Origin of the sequence: Aquimarina sp. RZ0 (assembly GCF_008370685.1) — a bacterium.
In the GTDB taxonomy this organism is placed as follows: Bacteria; Bacteroidota; Bacteroidia; order Flavobacteriales; family Flavobacteriaceae; genus Aquimarina.
The window spans coordinates 14,259-36,226 of sequence record NZ_VTZU01000056.1; the positions used below are offsets into that span (position 1 = coordinate 14,259).

Annotated in this window: 12 protein-coding genes; all 12 read left to right on the top strand. The window is 30.8% G+C overall.

The features are described 5' to 3' along the window. The first annotated feature begins 134 nt into the window (after positions 1-134). Positions 135-7,889 (top strand): non-ribosomal peptide synthetase, encoded by a 7,755-nt coding sequence (locus F0000_RS19370; protein ID WP_149626378.1) that lies wholly within the window; start codon positions 135-137, stop codon positions 7,887-7,889. A gap of 56 nt (positions 7,890-7,945) precedes the next feature. Then, the gene (locus F0000_RS19375) at positions 7,946-9,688 is read left to right on the top strand and encodes a carbamoyltransferase C-terminal domain-containing protein (RefSeq protein ID WP_149626379.1); all 1,743 of its coding nucleotides are present in this window, start codon (positions 7,946-7,948) and stop codon (positions 9,686-9,688) included. Between the two features lie 71 nt (positions 9,689-9,759). Beyond that, the gene (locus tag F0000_RS19380) at positions 9,760-10,572 is read left to right on the top strand and encodes an alpha/beta fold hydrolase (protein WP_149626380.1); all 813 of its coding nucleotides are present in this window, start codon (positions 9,760-9,762) and stop codon (positions 10,570-10,572) included. 78 nt (positions 10,573-10,650) lie between these two features. Beyond that, on the top strand, positions 10,651-11,910 hold the full coding sequence (locus tag F0000_RS19385) for a KamA family radical SAM protein (RefSeq protein ID WP_149626381.1): 1,260 nt from the start codon (positions 10,651-10,653) through the stop codon (positions 11,908-11,910). Positions 11,911-11,913: 3 nt separating this feature from the next. Further along, positions 11,914-13,152 (top strand): acyl-CoA dehydrogenase family protein, encoded by a 1,239-nt coding sequence (locus F0000_RS19390; RefSeq protein WP_149626382.1) that lies wholly within the window; start codon positions 11,914-11,916, stop codon positions 13,150-13,152. 29 nt (positions 13,153-13,181) lie between these two features. Next, a complete protein-coding gene (locus F0000_RS19395; protein ID WP_149626383.1) occupies positions 13,182-13,919 on the top strand; it encodes a trans-aconitate 2-methyltransferase in 738 nt (245 codons plus the stop codon). Between the two features lie 303 nt (positions 13,920-14,222). Continuing rightward, positions 14,223-15,545, top strand: coding sequence for a peptide ligase PGM1-related protein (locus F0000_RS19400; RefSeq protein WP_149626384.1), 1,323 nt, complete (start codon positions 14,223-14,225; stop codon positions 15,543-15,545). Positions 15,546-15,558: 13 nt separating this feature from the next. After that, positions 15,559-16,215 carry an SET domain-containing protein gene (locus F0000_RS19405; protein ID WP_149626385.1) on the top strand — a complete coding sequence of 219 codons (657 nt, stop codon included), beginning with the start codon at positions 15,559-15,561 and terminating at the stop codon, positions 16,213-16,215. A gap of 322 nt (positions 16,216-16,537) precedes the next feature. Beyond that, complete coding sequence (locus F0000_RS19410) at positions 16,538-17,230, top strand: cupin-like domain-containing protein (protein WP_149626386.1); 693 nt, start codon at positions 16,538-16,540, stop codon at positions 17,228-17,230. Positions 17,231-17,612: 382 nt separating this feature from the next. Next, complete coding sequence (locus F0000_RS19415; protein ID WP_149626387.1) at positions 17,613-18,872, top strand: lysine N(6)-hydroxylase/L-ornithine N(5)-oxygenase family protein; 1,260 nt, start codon at positions 17,613-17,615, stop codon at positions 18,870-18,872. Continuing rightward, complete coding sequence (locus F0000_RS19420) at positions 18,865-19,926, top strand: FAD-dependent oxidoreductase (protein WP_149626388.1); 1,062 nt, start codon at positions 18,865-18,867, stop codon at positions 19,924-19,926. Before F0000_RS19415 ends, F0000_RS19420 begins: the two co-directional genes overlap by 8 nt. A 13-nt stretch (positions 19,927-19,939) precedes the next feature. Further along, positions 19,940-21,952 (top strand): class I tRNA ligase family protein, encoded by a 2,013-nt coding sequence (locus F0000_RS19425; RefSeq protein WP_149626389.1) that lies wholly within the window; start codon positions 19,940-19,942, stop codon positions 21,950-21,952. Positions 21,953-21,968: the final 16 nt, after the last annotated feature.

The window sequence follows — 21,968 nt, forward strand, 5'->3', positions numbered from 1 at the left end:
TTCTAAATAACTTTAAAAGTCCCTTTAACCCACTTTAAAGAATAAACAGGTTAAATAAAAGATAGATTTAATCCTAAATCAACTATTTCTTTTCAGAAAATAAAACTGCAAAAGACACATATTTCTTTGACATTATGCAAGACCTATTAAGAAAGCTAAATACATTGAATATCACTATAAATTTAAAAGGCGATCAACTGGATATCAAATCACCCAGAGGAGCAATGACGGCAGAGCTATTGGAAGAGATTAAACAATACAAAAAAGAACTAATAAGCTTTTTAGGGGAGTATAAAATATATGATAATAATGTAATTACTAAAACGTCTTTAAAAGAAAACTATACATTGTCCTCCTCTCAATACAGATTATGGTTATTGCATGAAATTGGAAAAGAAAATACAACTTATAACATGCCAAGTGCTTTTCGTATAAAAGATGCCATTAGTGTAGCTGATATAGAAAAAGCACTTTTAAAGCTAATTGAGCGTCATGAAATCTTACGAACTAATTTTGAAGTAGATGAAAAAACGGGTAAACCTGTGCAATGTATTTCTCCGATAGGAAACATTTGTTTTAAGCTTAATTATTTCGATTTTTCTCAAGAAAGTAACCGTGAAGAGAAGTTTGAAAAAATAAAGGAAAAAGAAGTGGGACATCATTTTGATTTAAAAAATGACTCCTTAATACGAGTTTCTTTAATAAAAATGCACGAAGATGAATATATATTAATTTTTATCTTACATCATATTATTAGTGACGGTTGGTCCTCATTAGTAATCATTAAGGATTTGTTTTCTATATATCAATCACTATTTATAGATGAAAAAATAGGTTTGCAACCCTTATCTATTCAGTATAAAGATTATGCAGAATGGCAACAAACAGTAATAAACAGTAAGGAAATAGTCAATCATAAAAATTATTGGAAAACACAATTTAAAGGAAATATTCCTATAACGGAAATTCCCTCAAATAAACCCAGACCTTCTATAAAAACATATAATGGAGCTACAATAACAAAAGAATTTAATGGAAATCTAATTAAAGATTTTCAGAAACTATGTAGCGAGCAGGGTGCAACATTGTTTATGGGGTTTTTAACTTTGACTAAAATATTATTTTATAAATATACTAGTCAAACAGATATCATTATTGGAAGCCCAAATGCTGGTCGAGAATTAACGGAACTACAAGATCAAATAGGATTTTATGTAAATATACTGGCATTAAAGACATCTTTTAATAATAGAGAATCATTTAATCAACTCTTAAGAAAAGTAAAAAAAACAACTTTAGATGCTAATCAATATCAAGATTATCCATTTGACGAATTAATTCAAGAATTAAATTTGCCCAGTGACAGGAGCCGAAATCCTCTTTTTAATACTATCCTATCGGTAGAAACAAATAAAGAAAACACTTTAAAACCTCCTACTGATTTCAATATCAAAGAACTAAATCTTGGAGATAAAACCAGTAAGTTCGATTTAGAGTTTATTTTTAATATTAATCAGAATTCAAATGATTTATCACTTACATATAATACAGATTTATATTATGAAGAATTTGTGGTACAGATTACCAATCATTTAGAAAGACTGCTTATAGAAACTATTGAGGCCCCAGATGTAACTATAAATAAATTGAATTGTTTGACCGAAAAGGAAAAGACAAAATTGTTAAATGAATTCAATAATACATCTTTAGAATACCCAAAAAATAAAACCTTTGTTGATTTATTTGAAGAACAAGTCTTAAATACGCCTAATAATACAGCTATTGTATGTAATGGAAACTGTTTTACTTACAGCGATCTAAATGAAATATCAAATCAATTAGCGAATCACCTTATTGTGAATCATAATATTTCAACAAAAGATTTTGTTGGAGTAAAAATCCAAAGAAGTGAATGGCTTATTATTTCTTTTCTAGCTATAATAAAAACTGGAGCAGTATACATTCCCATAGATATCGATTATCCTCAGGATCGAATTGACTTCATAGAAAAAGATAGTAACTGCAAATTAATTATTGATCAAAATTTTATTAATGAATTTGTTAATAAAGAAAAGACAGATAAAAGTAAACCCAAAATACGGCTAGAAAATAGTTCTTTAGTCTATATTATTTACACTTCTGGTTCTACAGGAAAACCTAAAGGTGTAATGATATCTCATCAAAATCTTGTAAATCTATGCTTTTGGCATAAAAAACAATATGCAGTAAATGAACTAAGTAAAGGAACTTTATTTTCTGGAATTGCCTTTGATGCTTCTATATGGGAGATGTGCCCCTACTTATTGTTTGGCGCAAGTCTATACCCTATCACAGAACAAAATATTCGTTTGGATATTAATGAGCTATGTAATTTCTTAAATGAAAATAAAATAACCCATAGTTATTTGCCAACTACTATATCAAATCAATTAGTAATACATGATAAAATAATAGAAAATACAATTGTTCTTACAGGTGGAGATATTCTAAGGTTACAAAAGAAGCCTAATTTTAAATTATATAATAATTATGGGCCAACCGAAAATACAGTAGTTACAACTTTTTTTGATATAAATGATGAATACAACTCTTTTTCCATTCCTATAGGCAAGCCTATTTCTAATACTAAAATTTATATTTTAGATGACAACCTGGAGTTGTTGCCAATTGGAATTTCAGGAAAATTATATGTCTCTGGTGATGGAGTTGCAAAGGGATATTTAAACCATCAAGAACTAACAGCAGAAAAGTTTATAGTTAATCCGTTTATTGAAGGAGAAAGAATGTACGATACTGGGGATTTCGCTAAATGGTTATGTGATGGAAATATAGAATTTATAGGAAGAAAAGATGATCAGGTAAAATTAAGAGGGTATCGCATAGAGTTAGGCGAAATTGAAAATGTCATTCTTTTATTTTCGAAAGAGATTACACAAGCAGCAGTTATAATAAAAAAGGTTAATAATACAGAAACACTTATTGCCTACTATGTTGAAAAAGAAACTGTTGATCATCAAGCACTAAAAAATTATCTTAAAGAAAAACTCCCGGGCTATATGATTCCTAGCTATCTTATGGCTTTAGAAACAATTCCTTTAACTCCTAATGGGAAAGTGGATCGTAAATCGTTACCTTCTGTATCAGAAGAACATATCGTGAAAAGGAAATATGTTGCTCCTCACAATGAAATCCAAAGAATATTAGTAGAAGTATGGCAGGAAGTCCTGAAGATAGAAAATATAGGGATTACAGATAACTTTTTTGAACTAGGAGGTGATAGTATGAAAATAAGCCAAGTTGCGTCTATTATTGCTAAAAAGAAAAAAATCAAAATCGGATTGAATATAATTTTTTCAAATCCGACTATTGACTCTTTAAGTCTTAAGATATCAGAGCTTAATAAAGCTGATATAAAAAACAATTTAGATGTTTATACAGATATAGTCAAAATTAATATTGAAGAAGATTATGATTTATCTTTTGCCCAGAAAAGATTTTGGTTCCTTTCGAATATAGAGGCAGATACATCCTCTCTTAACCTTACAGGGAGGTTTGAATTTCCAGTAAAGTTTGAACGAGAAGTATTTATTAAAGCATTTATGTTACTTGTAGACAGACATGAAATATTACGCACTATATTTATTACTAGAAACAACAAACCCAAACAAAAAATATTAGCTATTAATGAATTGAACTACAATTCAGAGTTTGAAATTGTTCATTCAGATACAGTAAGAATACATAAATTTGAAGAAGAAGTTTTTAAACAAGCCTATCGACTAGATCAATGGCCATTGTTTAAAGTTGTCATCGTAGAAGAAATAAATAAGTCTAATATTCTCTTTTCGATGAGCCATATTATTTCGGATGGTTGGTCGATGGAAGTATTTAAGCGGGATTTGCTAGCAATTTATAAATCTCTATTAGACAATACATCGTCTGATTTACCAGAACTACGAATTCAGCATAAGGATTATGCCAAGTGGGAAAACACTCTAATAGAATCCCCATTTATCAATAATCAGAAACAATATTGGTTAGAAAAATTAGAATCTCCTGTTGCTAAATTAAAGTTACCATATGATATTGAAAAAGATTCAAATGAATTGAAAAATAGTGGTAGTTATTATATTACTTATATAAATGAAAGTACCAAAAATTCTATACGTCAGTTCACTGCAAAAACAAATGTAAGACTACTAGCTGTTCTAGTTTCCTGTTTTAAGATTGTACTAAATAGATTGACCAATGAAAAAGATATAATTCTTGGCATACCAGTATCTATTAGAGAGCATATCGATCTAAAAAATCAGATTGGGCCATTTTTAAATACAATATTGCTGAGAAATAATCTAGATGAGAGTGATTCATTTATTAAATTCTTAAGGCAAGTAAATGATAACTTGATTGATAGTTTAGAACATAAATTATACCCACTAGAGAAAATTATTGAACATCTTGATTTTGAAAGAGATTTCAATACTAACTTCACATCAGTCTTTTTTAATTTATTAGATTTTGACAGCACTAATGAAACAGTTTTAGAAAATTTGAATCCTAAATTGGGTTTAATTCCAAATGCAGTAAAATTTGATCTAGAATGTTATGTCAAAAGTTTTACTAATGGGATTGCTATCAATTGTGTTTATAAGAATGAATTGTTCAAACAAGAAACTATTAGTCATTGGATAAATAAATTTATTGCTGTAGTAACTGAGGTTGTTTCTAATCCGGATATAATAATTGAAGAATTAGAGATTTTTGACCATTCAATTCATGAAAGCTCAGAAGTAATTATAGATAGACCCTTCGAACACTTTGAAAAAGAAGCACTTAACCAATCCATAGTTTCCAGATTCGAGGAACAAGTCGAGAAAAACCCAGAGAAATTGGCTTTAGTAGAAGAGGATGGTCAAATGACATATTTAGAGTTAAATGGATTGGCCAATACCATTGCTAACAAATTAGTGGAAGCATTACCAAATGGAAAAAATAGAATCGCTTTATTATTAGATCATGGAAGAATGGCAGTGTCGGGTATACTAGGAGTTTTAAAATCAGGGAATGCCTATGTGCCTTTGCATACCGAATATCCTGAGAATAAACTTGATGCTATTATAAAAACAACTGATAGTAAATTAATTCTTTGTGATGGACAATACATAAAAATAGCTGAAAAATTAGCCAACAAAAATAACATCGAGTTGGTTAATTTGAGTAAAATTATTGATAAAAAAACAGAACCCGTAAACCTTGCTATCGAACCTATTGATGAGGCTTATATATTATTCACATCAGGTTCTACAGGGCTTCCAAAAGGGGTCGTTCAAAACCATAGAAATGTCATTCACTTTGCTCGGATTTATGCTAATAATCTTAAAATAAGTAAAGAGGACAGAGTGTGTTTATTGTCTACTTATAGTTTTGATGGATCGGTGATTGATATCTTTAGCACCTTGCTAATGGGGGCTACTTTATATCCTTTTAATTTGAAGAAAAAGGGTTTAGCTTCTTTAGAACCATGGTTGAATTCTCAACAGATATCAATTTATCATACGGTACCAACAATATATAGAACATTTGTAACAGATTTAGCAGAAAAGAGCTTTCCTTCAATTAGGTTAGTGATATTAGGCGGAGAGGCCGTTTTCAAAAGTGATTTTGAATTATTTAAAAAATACTTTCAGGAAGAAACCATCTTTGTAAATGTTTATGGATGTGCAGAGTCATCGATGTTGTGTCAAAAGTTATTAAACCATAATAGTGTAGTTACTACTAGAAGAATACCTTTAGGTAGTACATTGGAAGACTCATCATTTTACATTCTAAATAATGGAAAATTAACTAAGGATATTTATCAGGTAGGAGAAATTATACATAGTAATGCACATCTGGCATTAGGCTATATAAATCAAGAAGATCTGACTAAGAAAGTATTTGTTAATGATCTCTTAGAAGAAAGAAATAGGTGTTATAAATCTGGAGATATTGGAAGAATAATGCCGAATGGAGAAATTGAATTTTTAAACAGAAAGGATTCTCAGGTAAAATTAAATGGAATTCGGATAGAATTAACAGAGATTGAGCAGAACATTTTAGAACTTGAGGAAATTGATCAAGTGGTTGTGCTAACTAAAGAATATAATGGCAAAATGAGTTTGGTGGTCTATTTATCTAAGAGGCATCATTTAATGGAAGCAAAAATACAACAGTTTTTGAGAGGTCGTTTGCCAATGTTTATGGTTCCTAATTTGTTTGTTTATTTGGATAAATTCCCATTAACCAGATCAGGAAAAATATCGAGGATTGACTTACCAGAAGTGAGTCTAAAGAATGATCAAAATAGTTTGGTAGCCCCTAGAAATATGATTGAATATCAATTGTTGGATATTTGGAAAGAGATATTGGGAATTGAAGAATTAGGAATCACAAATAATTTCTTTAAGGTAGGAGGGGATAGTATAAGAGTGATGACCTTATCTGATAAAATTTTGACAACTTTTGGTTTCAAGGTTTCTCTTCACAATTTTTTCGAATATGCAACAATTCGAGATTTTTATGAACAATATAATGAAGAATTCAATACGACTAATAATACGACTGTAGAGGAAGTTCCGATTCAAGAAATGATAAACTTACCACTATCACCTCAGCAACAAAACATGATATATTATGAAGGGATTAATATAACTTCATATAATGATAATTGTGAACTTAGATTCAGTATTCCGCAACAGGTTTCAATTGAGGTGCTTAAAAAAGCAATTATAATATTGGTAAAACGACATGAAAACCTAAGAGGCCATTTTTACCAAGAAGATGGAAATACCTATCAGCAATTTGACGATGAGTATATACCAGAGATCATCAGGTTAGAAAAAGAAGAAGTACTTAAGGGCGATGATTTTTATTTTGACTTAACCGAATGCCCTCCGTATAAGATATTTATTAGAGATCAAAAAAATGATGGAATTGAATTGTTAATTATAATAAGCCATTTGATAGTTGATGAGTATTCTTTACAGATTCTTTATAAAGAATTTAGTATTGTCTGTAAAAAAATTCTTGTTAATGATGAGAATATTTTTGAAACTCCATCTTTAAAATATTCTGATTTTGTAAAACAACAATGGCATCTTAGGACTACTCCAGCTTTTTTAGAAATGGAAAAACATTGGGAGCAACTAATTGACCCTAATATAAAATCTCCTGTATTTTATGATCTAGACAAAAATAAAAACAGAAGTGCATTTGGTTTGGTTAATGTTTATCATGTCAGATTGGATCAAGAATCTGGGAATCGGTTAATTAATTATAGTAAGAATATTGGTATTCCTATTTTTAATATTATTCATGCCGTTTACGCATATACAATTTACACTTTATCTGGTAATAATGATTTTCTTATTGGTTCTATTTTTTCAGGCAGAAACTCTGAACAAATGGTTAGTTTAGTTGGTTTTACTACTACTACCGCAATGATATCCTGTAAGATTGAAGAAGAAATGCCTTTGATTAATTGTATTGAAAATATCAATAAACAAATTCTTAAATCTTTAGAGTCAATAGCGTATCAGTATGAAGATTTGGTAAAAAAGTTTGATTTAGATATTAATGAAGAACGAATGCCATTGACAGATCTATACATTAATGTCAAAAGGGTTTTAGGTACTGATCCTGATTTAAAAAACAATTCGCACATCAAGACACCAAAGTCTCAAAAGTATGATATGCTATTGATTTTAACTATTGATCCTGATGACCAATTTGGGATCTCTATAAATTATAGAAGAGATATAATTGAGCCTGAAGAAATAGAAAATTTCGTTCAAAAATTTTCTGATATTATCAAGGAAATGTTAGGTGTAGAACAAATAACAAACTACTAAAGTAAGTTTCAATTCAATTTCATGATTGATTTGAGAGAGTTTAATAATAAGCATTTATGAAAAAATATTATATTGGAATAGCATGTACATTCCATGATCCATCAATAGTAATTATTGATATGGATGGCGAAATATTATTTGCAGAAGCATCAGAAAGATATCTACAAAATAAAAGAGCTTTTGTCAGTCCAGCTGACGATATGTTTAGGATCACATACCTTTTAAAAAAATATTGTTCTTCTAATGCAAGTTATACCCTTTGTTTTACTTGGAGCAAAACATATATAGATCAGTTTGTGAATTCAAATGAATCCAACCAAAGTGATGAAATTAAACCTCTTCAGTACCCAGATATTTCAGGTCCATTTGAGAATTTAACAACATATAATTGGTCGAATGAAACAGAGCAAGCAATATTTGCTAATTTGGGAACCAATACTGTTCGAGCATTACGTGAAGATTTTTCTCCAATAGAGATCAAGAAAGAATATTTTGATCATCATTTATGCCATGCAGCATATGCCTGTTACTCTAGCCCTTTTGATTCTGGAATTTGTGTAATACTAGATGGTATTGGAGAAAATGGCCCAATTTCTATCTATAGATATGAAAATGGACAAATCTCGCTTTTAGATGATCAAAAATCATCGGCAAGTATTGGATTTCTATATAGTTCAATAACACAGTTATGTGGTTACAATGCCTTAAAAGGAGAAGAATGGAAGATTATGGGATTGGCACCATACGGCAAATTAAATAGAGAGCTTTATTTATTACTAGAACAAATGTTGAGTGTAGATAATTGTGTTTTGAAATATTCATCTTCTACTGGATATGGAAAATGTTTAAAAGAAATGTTTGAGAAGCATAAGCCAAATACTGAGAGCGAGATAGCGGATATAGCATTTACAGGCCAAAAATTCTTTTCAGAATTAGTAACGACTTTACTCAATAATGTATATACACATAATAAATCTGAAAATTTAATTTATTCTGGAGGTTGTGCCTTAAACTCCTCGTTTAATGGGACTATCCTTAAAAACACTGGTTTCAAAAGTTTACATATTCCTTCTGCTCCTGGTGATGATGGAAATGCAATAGGAGCTGCTTTATTAAGTTATAAACAAGATTATTCTCTTCCTATTGCCAAATACAAAATGTTAACTCCTTATCTAGGCTCTAGCATTAATAAAAAAACAGTAGAAAGTTTTCTTAAACACATTAAATTAGAGAATGTTAGAGAACTATCGGATGACAAACTGTTTTCTTATGTAGCAGAAAAATTGGCAGAAGGAAAGCTTGTTAGCTGGATTCAAGGTCGTGCAGAATTTGGTCCGAGAGCTTTGGGAAATCGTTCTATATTGGCAGATCCTAGAGATATAGAAATGAAGGATAAAATTAATTCTGTAGTTAAATACAGAGAAGGATATCGCCCATTTGCACCTGCAATATTAAATGACTTTGGGAATACTTATTTTCATGACTATAGAGAAAGTAGATATATGGAATTAACAGGGAAGTTCAAAATGGAACAGACTAAGAAAGTCCCGGCAGTAGTTCATATTAACCATACAGGAAGGTATCAATCGGTAAAAGAGGAATGGAATGAACGTTTTTACAAACTGATAAAAGCATTTTATGACAATACAAATGTTCCGGTTTTATTAAATACAAGTTGCAACGTTATGGGTAAACCCATGGTTCATTCCTTAGAAGATGCTTTAGGGATGTTTTTTACAAATGGACTGGATATTTTGGTAATAGACAATGTCATTGTAGAGAAGTCGGAAAGCAATTGAATTACAAAAATAACACAGTTAAACTCTGATGAGTTTACCCTCGTATAAATCTAATTTTAAAATCAACAAACATGCAAAAATTCATAAACTCTATCCATGATGGGGAAGAAATATCTTATGATTACCATTTCTTAAATACTACCAATCCCACTTTAGTTTTTTTACATGGTTGGTGTTGTAATAAATCCTTTTGGGAGTATCAGGTAGCTCATTTTTCAGGAGATTATAACATTATTAATATAGATATGGTTGGACATGGAGAATCTAAATCAGCAAGTAGAAAAGAATGGTCTTTAGATATATTAGCATTAGATGTTTTATCTGTTTTGCAGAATGAGAATGCCAAAAAAGTAGTATTGGTGGGGCATTCGATGGCAGACAATGTAATGTTGTATTTGGTTAAACATAAGGATATCGATATTAAAGGGATTATAGGAATTGATAATTTCTATCAAGTAGCCGAGCCTGTTTCAGAAGAACTAAGAAAAGAAGTAATTACTTATTTCGAAAAAGATTACTTAGGAGGGCTTAAAGAAACAGTACTTGGTTGGTTTGTAGATCCGGAAAAAGATGCGAGACTGGTAAATGACATCTACAATCAGATGAAAGTTATCCCTGAAGAAATGTCCAGAGCAATTGGGATTTATACGTTAAATGATATATCCTATAGGCATCTTAAAAATTCAAATATTCCCATTCGCATTATTGCTTGTACCAAATGGACAGATGACAGGGCGACTAAATTGTTTAATATGTTCAATGACTTAGAAATCAGAGACATGATTCCTAAAAGTGGACATTTCCCTATGATTGACACTACTCAGGAGTTTAATGATATCCTACAGAACGTTATCAGCGAAATAGAACAGGCAGTTATTGCTTAATACAATGCACGGTATTGAGATTATACCAATAAAAATCAATGGAGTATTCATCATTCATTTTAAATAAAATCATGTAACATGGAAACGTTTATTAATAATTACGAAGCTAAAAGAAAAACAAAGCGCCACACACTTTGGGAGAACGTTCCGGATGAACAATGGGAAGATTGGAAGTGGCAATTAAGTAATAGAATAAACAGCGTAGAAGAGATTTCCAAAATCATCAATCTCACAGATTCAGAGATTAATGCCCTACAATCAGACTCATTATTCAGGGTAGATATTACCCCTTATTTTATAAGTCTATTGGATCCGGATGATCCTAATTGCCCTTTGAGAAAACAGGTAATTCCTACTGAAAAAGAAAAAGAAGCATTTTTAGGCATGCAGGAAGATTCTTTGGGAGAAGACGCTTTTTCTCCGGTAAAAGGTATTACTCATAGATACCCCGATAGAGTTTTGATGTTAGTTACAACCCAATGTGCTAGTTATTGTAGGTATTGTACTAGAAGTAGGCTCGTAGGTGATAGTTCGAAAAATTATAGTGGGTCTGATTTGGAGAAACAAATCGAATACATTCGAAACAATCCTAAAGTACGAGATGTGCTTTTATCAGGGGGAGATCCATTAGTACTTCCTGTAAAGAGATTAAAATTAATTTTATCTAAACTTAGGGAAATACCCCATCTTGACATTGTGAGGATTGGATCTAGAACGCCAATATTTAACCCTTTTGTGGTTACTAAAGAGTTGTGTGATATGTTAAGTGAATTTCATCCACTTTGGGTTAACATACATGTCAATCATGATAAAGAAATTACTCCAGAATTACGTGAAGCGTGCTCTAATATGCTTAATGTTGGAATACCATTAGGAAATCAGGCTGTATTACTAAAAGGGATAAATGATACTGTTAATATTCAAAGGAAATTGTGTATAGACTTGGTGAAAATGAGAGTTCGTCCATATTACCTATACCAGTGTGATTTGGTAAAAGGAGCTGGGCATTTCAGAACTTCTTATACAAAAGGGATAGAAATCATTGAAGGACTACGAGGACATATTTCTGGATATGCCGTTCCTACCTTCGTAGTTGATGCTCCTTATGGAGGAGGTAAAATTCCGGTTGCTCCCAATTATATTGTTAGTCAAACGGAAGGTAAGGTATTACTAAGAAACTTTGAAGGGTTTATGACGGTGTATATTGATCCTATTCAAAACAGAGATATTCATACGGAAGAGGTAATTGATGAAGATGAAGATGTTTCTGTGTTAAAATTACTTCAAGGTAGACAAAAAACAATAATTCCTCAGAATTATAGAAAATCTAAAGAATAATACATGGCTCAAGATATAATGATACAAGAAACTACAGTACTTTCTACGAAAAAAGAGGCTAGGGAACTAGCTCAAAAAATATTTTCGGAGCGAGTAAATGAAGTAGATAAAAAAGCAATTTTCCCAAGCGAAAATATTGAAGACTTAAAGAATCATGGATTTCTTAATCTCGGTTTACCGCAAAATCCTGCTGGGGTTAAAAGTATAGTAGAGGTTATTGAAGAAATATCCCAAGGATGCCCATCAACCGCAGTTATTTATTTAATGCATATAAGTTTATTACCTACATTGTATAAAATGTCCTCAGAAAATCAAAAACAAACGATACTCAAATCTGTTTTTGAAGGAAAAATGCTAGGGAGTTATTCTCAAAGTGAAAAGTCCACGGGAGCAAGAGCATGGTACGTAGAATCATTTGCGAAAAAAGAAAAAGGACACTATCTTATTGACTGTTTTAAATCTTTTTCTACAGGTTCAGGATATTGTGACTTTTATAGTGTGATTACTAGAGATCATAAAGATGCATCTGATAGTGAGTTAGCAATTTTTTATGTGGATGCTGATGATCCAAATGTAAAGGTTATCGGAGAATGGGATGCTATGGGTTTAAAAGGTACGTCTAGTACACCAATCTTTTTTGATAAAGTTAGAGCTCCGTACATTCATAAAATAGGAGAGGGTCAGGTAAAAGAAAATGTATTTTATATCCTTATGGCGTTTACACATCCAATATATATGATAGGCTTATCTGCTATATTTTATGGGATTGCCAAAAGAGCATATGAAGAAGCTGTTAAATATGTAAACAATAGAACCTATAATGAAAATGGTAAAATAGTACATTTAAAGGAATTGGGGGTAATGCATAATTGTTTTGCAGAGATGAAAGTTCTATTGGATACTACCAAAAGATTTCTAGACTCCGCTAGTGAATCAGCAGAAAAGAACACTTTACTTTTTGAACGACTATCCAAAGAAAATAAGTTACACGACGTGATTGATAAAGATCATGAGCAATTTTTTTCAGAACAGTCTCAGTTGAAAATCCTTTGTACCGAATCAGCTATAAAAGTAACAAATATGGCTATGGAGGTAATGGGAGGAAGTGGTTATAAAAGTGGCTCGATAATAGAAAGATGTTATCGGGATGTACGTGCGGGTTCATTGATGAATCCATCAAATAATACATTAAAAATGATTCTTGGTAGATTAGAATTGGGAATTGGCTTACCTTGGGAATAGAACACATAATTAATCCAAATAATAAAAAAATGAACGAAGAACAAGTAGAAATAAAATGGACAGATGATGAGTCCATTGATTTTATCAAATATGGTAACTTTTTTGTCCCATATAGAGAAGAACAAAATCAGATCATAGCTGATTTACTACCTGCTGAAAAAGCTCCTACCGTTGTAGAAATTTGCTGTGGCGAAGGAATTTTATCTAAACATATTTTAGAATCTATTCCAGGCGCTCAGATTATTGCAGCCGATGGATCTGATGAAATGCTTAAAAAAACAAAAGAAAACTTAGCACCTTTTGAAGGTAACTATGAACTTGCTAAAATAGATTTGTTTTCTAGGAATTGGAGAGTATTTAATGAACCAATTCATGGTTTTGTTTCCTCTTTAGCTATTCATCATTTGGATGGGCCACAGAAGAAAGAATTATTTAGTGATTTGTATAGACAATTGGAAGATGGAGGAGCATTAATTATAGCTGATTTAATCAAACACGAAAATGATCATGGAAAAAATGTGTCGGCAAAACTATGGGATAAAGCTGTTATGGAACGTTCCCTAAGGTACAGAGGATCATTAGAAGGATATGAGGCTTTCGAAAGATTAAAATGGAATTGTTTTTCTGATCCTAACTTTATTAATGACCCGATTGATCGTCCATCTACATTAAGAGAACAATTAGGATGGTTAGAAGAAGCAGGTTTTAAAGAAGTTGATGTGTTCTGGATGAATGCCGGACATGTTATTTTTGGAGGGTATAAATAGAAATTATACATTTTCAAAAGCAAAGCTATACTATTTTCATATCTAAGTAATTACAATATTAGATATGAAAATAGTATAAAGAAAAACACCGTTCTTTTAATGCCATTTTTTAAAGTCAAGTATAATATGTCGAATGACTATGAGATAGTTATATAGTTCGACAATACCTCTACCATATTCTTATAGAATTATCTAATAAGTGTAATTGTAAATAATTATATATCAGATTTCTATTAAGTATTTGGTTGAGTTTTGTATACATGATTTTTACAGAATAGATATCACTTAAAATTTAAATATAGAATGACTAAAAATTTAAAAAGAGATTTCCCAATATTGATATTTTCTAATATTGTGAATAATTTGATGATTGGAAAAGTCGATCAGAAATATGGAGAAAGCCTTAATATAGTAACACCTAGAGAAATATGGCTGGCACAAGAAGGAGATATTCTGGTTTCTTGTAATGCAATCAATGCCGAGTTTAAAACGTACGCATGTGACCTACTTGGAATTGAAGAACAAAAAGTAAATACTCTTAGTTATGAAGGTAATGAAGAAGTAGTATTAGCAGACAGAATTATTAATGATAAAGAGGCTCTTGATCAATTAAAAACTACACTCAGTCAGTATCCTGATATAAAAATGCTAGCATTTGCTCATGATAATTCTACGCTAGCATTGGCTAAGGAATTGGGAATAGAATTAATGGATTATGATGAGTTTCCAAATGATGACTTGATAGAATCATTTTATTATATTAATACAAAAAATGGATTTAAAAATATTGCCGAGTCATTGGATATAAAAGTAGCACCGGGAATCTATGCAGATTCGGTAGAACAACTTTTAGAACAAGCACCAGCCTTTTTAGAAGAGCATAAAAAAATTGTTTTCAAATTCAATAGAAGCTCTAATGGTTATGGTATTTTAATATTGAATGAATCTGATTTTGAAGATGATAACTTTATTGAATTTCTAAAGTATCATATCAACAAATTTGATGATCAGCCCAAAGAATTTATTTTAGAAAAATTTATTGAATTTAAGGACATTCCTAGTATTGAACTTATCGTAGATAACAAATCATCTAACCTACTCTATCTTTGCAATCAATTTTGTGTTAACTATTCGTGGTCAGGAATGATCACACCGCCTTTAGGATTAGAGAAGGAAGTTCATCAATCTTTAGATGAAATAGGAGAAAAATTTGGGAAATATATTCACAAATTAGGATTTAGGGGTATTTGTGATGTGGATTGTGGTATAAGCGAATCTAATGAAATATACGCTACAGAAAGCAATTTTCGAAGAACAGGTGGAACCTACACAGATTTATTAGTAAGACGATTATATGATGATAATTATTATGAAAATAATAGTTGTTACTGGATAGCTAATGTTAAAGAGGCAGAAGAGAATAGTTTTTCGACACTACCAGAAGCATTGACAGAGCTTAAAAATCTTGGTATATTATTTGACTCCGAAAATAATACTGGGGTGATACTTACATATTATACTTATCCTAAAGACAAAAAATGGAGGTACCTAATTATAGAAAAAACTGTAGATGGAATAAAAAAAACAGAACATAGGTTACTTGAAGCACTAAAAATATTGAACTAAATAGAAACCTGTTATGCTTTTAAATTCAGTTTTAATTAAAAAAAGTTCTACGGCTCTTGGTTATGGAATTTATAGTAAACGACATATTCCTAAGGGTGCTGTAGTATGGTTTCCTTGTGAAGATTGTGAAATCTATACACCAGAAGATATGAAGAAAATCGGTGATCAAAATCTCACAGAACTAGATGAATATGGATATTATCTTAATGATGGAAATAATATATTACCATGTAATCAAGCCCATTTACTAAACCATTCTTGTACCCCAAATGTATTGGATTTTGGATTGGATTTTGGAATTGCCATTAAAGATATTCATCCCAATGAAGAAATAACGATTGACTATAGTACTTTTTATGCAGATGCAAAGTATAATGATTGGACGGTTTATTGTACCTGTAATAATGAACATTGCAGAAAAGAAATAGTACCTAAAGATTATAAAAATACCACAATTAGAGAGAATTGGATACAACAAATTTTGGACGCAATTCAATGTATAAAAAAAGTAGATCAACCATTGCACGAAGTATTATATCATAATAGTGATAAGTATAAATGGCTTCTACAATCAGATTTAAATACCCTAAGTAAATCTGATTTAAATATTGATATCCGTAGTAAGAAAAAAACAACAGAACAAGATTTTATATATACAAATAAGCGATAGGAATAATTTTATAAGTTATTATTGGACCTGTAACTACATCAATTTTATCTGCGGGTTTTGATTTAATTCTTCAACCAGAATAAGTAATTTTTTTATGGCATGATGCAAATATTCTTTGTGATAGAACTATAGATGTGACGTGTGATAAATAGTGTAAAACAAGAAATGTCTTTTTTGATTTTTAAAAAGAATCAAGTTGGTTTTTAATTACTGATTAAGGAAGGAATATAGTGTATTATAAAAATGTTCAACCCTATTCTTGAATAAACCATTATCGAAGTAATTATTGTTAATTTAATAAAATTTAAAAAAAATGCAAGAAATGAATTTAATACCGTTTCCTTTCTTATTGGATATTAAGAAGAATCAACATCTGATTTCTTTTTCACAAGATGAAATATGGGGAATAATTAATAAAGTAATTGAGAGTTTATATGAGGAATACCCTTTGTACGAAAACTTTGCTATGTCTATTAATAATGAACTAATAGATAACGCAAAAGATATTTTGAGACAAGGTGATCTTCGTTCTTTTAAGACATTTTTAGAATCTATAAACCAGATATGTGGAGATAATTTTGTGATTTACTTTTCTGGATGGAACAAAAAAGAGAAAAATGATGCGATACGTAGATTTGAAAATTTAATTAAGGAAAGGTATCAATTAGATCAAGATGTTTTGGAAAAAATTGACTTTGAATTATTTATGGGGAAATATGAAACTACTTATGGAGGAATTCATAGAGAATTTTGTTCTAATATTCAATATGTTTTTTATGGTAAAAAATCATTTTTGGTTTGGCCGCCAGAATATTTTGAAAATTATAAAATGAAAGAAAAAAATCAAAAAGATACTAACTATCAAAAAGAAGATTATCTATTAGAAAAAACCTCAGAAGAGGATATAACTAATGGAATAATTTTAAATGGGTATCCTGATAATGCTTTTCAATGGTGGCATGTAGGGATTTCCCCTGATCTCAGTGCTTCTATGACCTTAGCGTTTTATGATTAAACTTGGTTTATAATATGAACCAACCCATTGCATAATGTGTGATATTGTTTCCCATATTGAATTATACAATTAAGCCCCCCTCTTTTTTTGTCTTGACTCTTTAAAATGAAAAGAAAACCTGATTAAAATTAAAAATCAGTACTAATTCTCGGTAGAACTAGGTATGAATTTCTATTTTCAGTCATAATAAAAATCTACCTTTCTTTCAAGAATAATTTAGGAAAAAGACCATTATCAATATAATGAAGAACGCCATATTGTAAATATTCAATTGGTAGAAACTTAATATTCAAGAATGAAGTCCCTAACCCTGATATATAAGCTTATAAAAAGGGGGCAACAAAATTATACAAAAAAATAAGTTATATAACACCATTAAAAGATGATACAAGATTTAGTAGGTATAGGAATAGGGCCATCAAATTTGAGTTTAGCCTCATTGCTATATAAATTTGAAGATTACCAATACAAGTTTTTAGAAGCTAAGAAAGAGTTTCATTGGCATAAAGGTTTAATTTTTAAGGAATCGAACCTGAAAGTAACTGTTGTAAAAGATTTGGTGATGCTCGCTGATCCTACAAACAAATTTTCCTTTATATCTTTTTTGCATGACACAGGTCGAATTTATAAATATTTGAATTCCAAATTCGACACAGCAAGACTGAAGGAATTTGAGCAATATCTTACCTGGGTAGCAAAGAACAATAAAAATTGTATATATGGCGCAGGAGTTCATGAAGTAAAGTTCGAAGAAGGACATTTTTATACACGATATAATGATCAAAAACTAATTTCTAAAAATATAGTAGTTGGGATAGGTAATAAACCTAATATTCCATCTTTTTGTAGGTCATTAAAAGGGGATCAGATATTTCACTGTATCAATTTTTTACATAAGAAAACCAGTTTCAAGAATAAAAGGATAGCCATTATAGGAGGAGGACAATCCGGAGCCGAAATATTTAGTCATCTTATTCATGATAATGAATTACCCTCTGAAGTTCATTGGATATCCAGAAGAGAAAACTTATTACCGATAGATGATTCTAGCTTTGCTAATGAATGGTTTATGCCCAGCTATGTAAAAACATTTTATGGTTTGGATTCAGATACAAAATCTGACCTGCTTCAAAAACAGAAAATGTCTAGTGATGGAATTCATTTCGATCTATTGAAAAAGATTTACCAAAAAATGTACGAACTAGAATTTTTGGATGAAACTCGCCCATTCTGGAATCTATTGATGAGCCATGAGATGACAAACGTTATCAAAAATTCAGATAATAGCTATCAGATGCAAATCCGTAATAATCTTACTAAAGAATTTAAAACTATTGATGTAGATTATATTGTGCTTTGTACAGGTTTTAGGAATCATGTACCTGATTTTTTCGAAAATATTATGGATCGCATACAACTGTCAGATAATAAATTTATTGTTAATGAAGATTTTTCTATTCAATGGGAAGGAGAGGAAAATAGAAAAATTTATGTTCAGAATAATGCTTTAAGTTCTATGGGTATTTCAGATCCTAATCTAAGTTTAATGGCCTGGAGAAGTTCCATTATAGTCAATAGTTTGATGGATAAAGAAGTGTATAAAACTCAGTTTGATAAACCTCTAATTAATTGGAATGAATAATACCATATTTGACATTACTATATTAGGGGCAGGAATTATTGGTGTCAATACCGCCTATTGGATAAATCGAAAATATCCTGATAAAAAAGTATTGCTTTTGGATCAACAAATATCAGGGACAGGAGCTACTTTCTATTCTATTGGATTAGATTTTCCTTTTGGTCAAACAGAAGAAAAGAAGCAACTTTCCCAAAAAAGTAGAGAATTATATAAAAATTTGAGACAAAATATACCAGACCTATCGATATATCCTATTCCTTTTTTTGGGATATGTAAAAAACAACACTTAAATCAGTTTCTTTCCATCTCATTCGAAGAGCTAAAAATTGCTACAGCCGAAAAAATGAGTGTTCTATATAAAGCATATCCTGGATTAAAGATTGGAAATGATGAGGTAGTACTTACAGGATGTCAAGTCACCTATGCCAAAACTTTTGATGTAACCAACCAATTATTGAATCGATATTGCGAAAACTGGAACACGAATATTTATGAAACTATAAAGGTAGAAGATATAGAGGTCATAGAAGAAGGGGTTATTTTAAAAACAAATTTTGGAACAATACAAACCAATCATTTAGTTAATACAAGTGGTCCTTGGACAGTAACTTCTAAAATGTTTCAGAAAGATCAAGAAGAATTTAGAGTTAAAAAGATTGCTTGTTTTAATATCGAAAACCTTAATAATATATCATCTAATGCAGTTGTTTATTTTTTCGAAAAAGATGCTTTCATTCTTCCTGATAGTCAGAGAAAACGCCATATTATAAGTATCACTTCCAAAGATTGGGATGTATATCCCAATCCCAGTAAAATGACTTTTACTAATGATGATCTTGAGATTGCAGATTCTCTAATGAAGGAATATTTCGAAAATACAGATTATCAGGTTATAGGGGGCAGAATTTTTTGTGATACCTATACAAAAGATTTCACACCCCGAATATACAGGGATAAAAATAATAAAAAAATCATCCATGCTAATGGAGGTAGTGGCTCTGGATTTAGATTAGCACCTGCTATTGCAGATCGTGTAATATCATTTATTAACTAAAGTAACAATAAACATGAAAATACATAATAGAAAATTTGATAAGAACCACTTTTCAGAAGCATACGGAATTCAATGTGGTGAGGTTTTACCGGCAGATATAAAAAGTAAAATTCCTACAGGGTTTACTTGGTGTATTGTTCCCAAAAATTCATCAAGCACATTACATAAACATTTTGAATTCGAAATGTTTATAGTTTATAGAGGTAAGGGGAAAATCAGATCAGGGAGTGATACTTTACTAATCGAAGAGTTAGACTGTATCTATTTAGATGAATTTCAAGAGCATGAAATCATTAATACCGGAGATCAGGATATGGTCATTTTATCAGTTTGGGGAAGAACATTGAAGAAGACTTTGAAACAAAAAAGCAAAGATCAAATAGTAATCACTTCCACGCCTCCAACCCCTAATGGGGATTTACATTTAGGGCATTTATCAGGACCTTATTTGGCGGCTGATATTTATCGCCGCATCGCTTTGATGCAAGGGTTTGATGTAGTGCATTATACCGGAACTGATACATATCAGAACTATGTGTTAAAAAAAGCTTTAGAAACAGATAATACTCCATTAGAAGTAGCTAATTATTATTCTGGGGAGATTAAAAAAACATTAGAGACATACCATATCCATACTGATCTATTTCAGGAACCAAAAAAAGTTAGGAATTATGAATTGTATTTAAAAGAGGTGTTTTTATACCTATATAAAGAAGGACATATTATTGAAAAGGAAGTCGACACGACTTACAGTGGACAGAACAATACGTATTTATTTGAATCCTTAATTTCTGGAAAATGCCCACATTGTCAAAGCGGTTGTAGTGGTAATTTATGTGAAAACTGTGGTATGCATAATGATTGTGCAGAGATAATCGATAAACAATCTACCATAGACACAGCTCCGGTTTTTACCAAAAAAACAAAACGTTTTTATTTCTCGTTCCAAAAGGTAATGCCACAATTACTAACTTATTTTAAACAAGTTCAGGATGATAATATCAAACAATTTATTGAGCAGGTATTAGAAAATAATTTACAAGATTACCCTATTAGTCATGAATCCGACTGGGGGATATCGGTACCGATAGAGAAATGTGAACAACAGGTTATCTCATCTTGGTTTGAGATGGGAGTTGGACATTTAGTTTCTTTATTAGATCAAGACAAAGAGTTAAAGAATTCTGTCGATGCCGTTACCAGATTGAAAGAAGCCTATCAAGGCAAATGTTTTGTGCAAATGTTTGGGTTTGACAATTCTATTTTCAATGTGTTTTTATTTCCTGGTATTTTTACGGGATTAGGGTTGCCGATTGCAAAAGGCTTAAAAATGAATAAGTTTTTGCTATTAGAAGGACAAAAATTTTCAACCAGTAGAGGGCATGCAATTTGGGGAAAAGAGATTGCTCAAAAAGTAAACGTGGATATTCTAAGATACTATTTGAGTTGGATCAACCCAGCAGATTATGAAAATAACTTTACTAAGCGGCATTTTAACGAATTTATCAACACCGCTATAGATCAAACTATCAAGAAACATATTCTTGCTGTAGATAAGACATTGGAGAAATTCAAGTATAAAACACCTGTAACTACTCGGTGGACAGATGCACAAGAAGCATATTATAAAAAAATAGAAAAGGAAGTAAATAAATATTTGCCATATTACAATTTAGAGCAATTATCGCTTCATAAGATAGCCGTATACATCTTTGAGTTTACAACTATCATGAATGAATTTCGCAGCAAAGCAATCCTTTTTGAAGCAGATACCCATCAGGATTTTCTACAAACGCAAGTAGCGTTAGAACTTATGTCCCTACGAACATTGTCATTATTGTCGTATCCAATAATGCCTGGTTTTTCAGAAGCATTATGGAATAAGTTATGCCCAGAAGAAGGCATAGAAGATAATGGTTTTAATGATTTGATAGCTTTTATTCCTTCAAATATCAACCTCCAAAACTTAAGCAGCTGCCTGAATTTCATAACATATCAATTGGAAGACGAAACTGTTTTAAGTTAATAGCTTCAGGCAATAA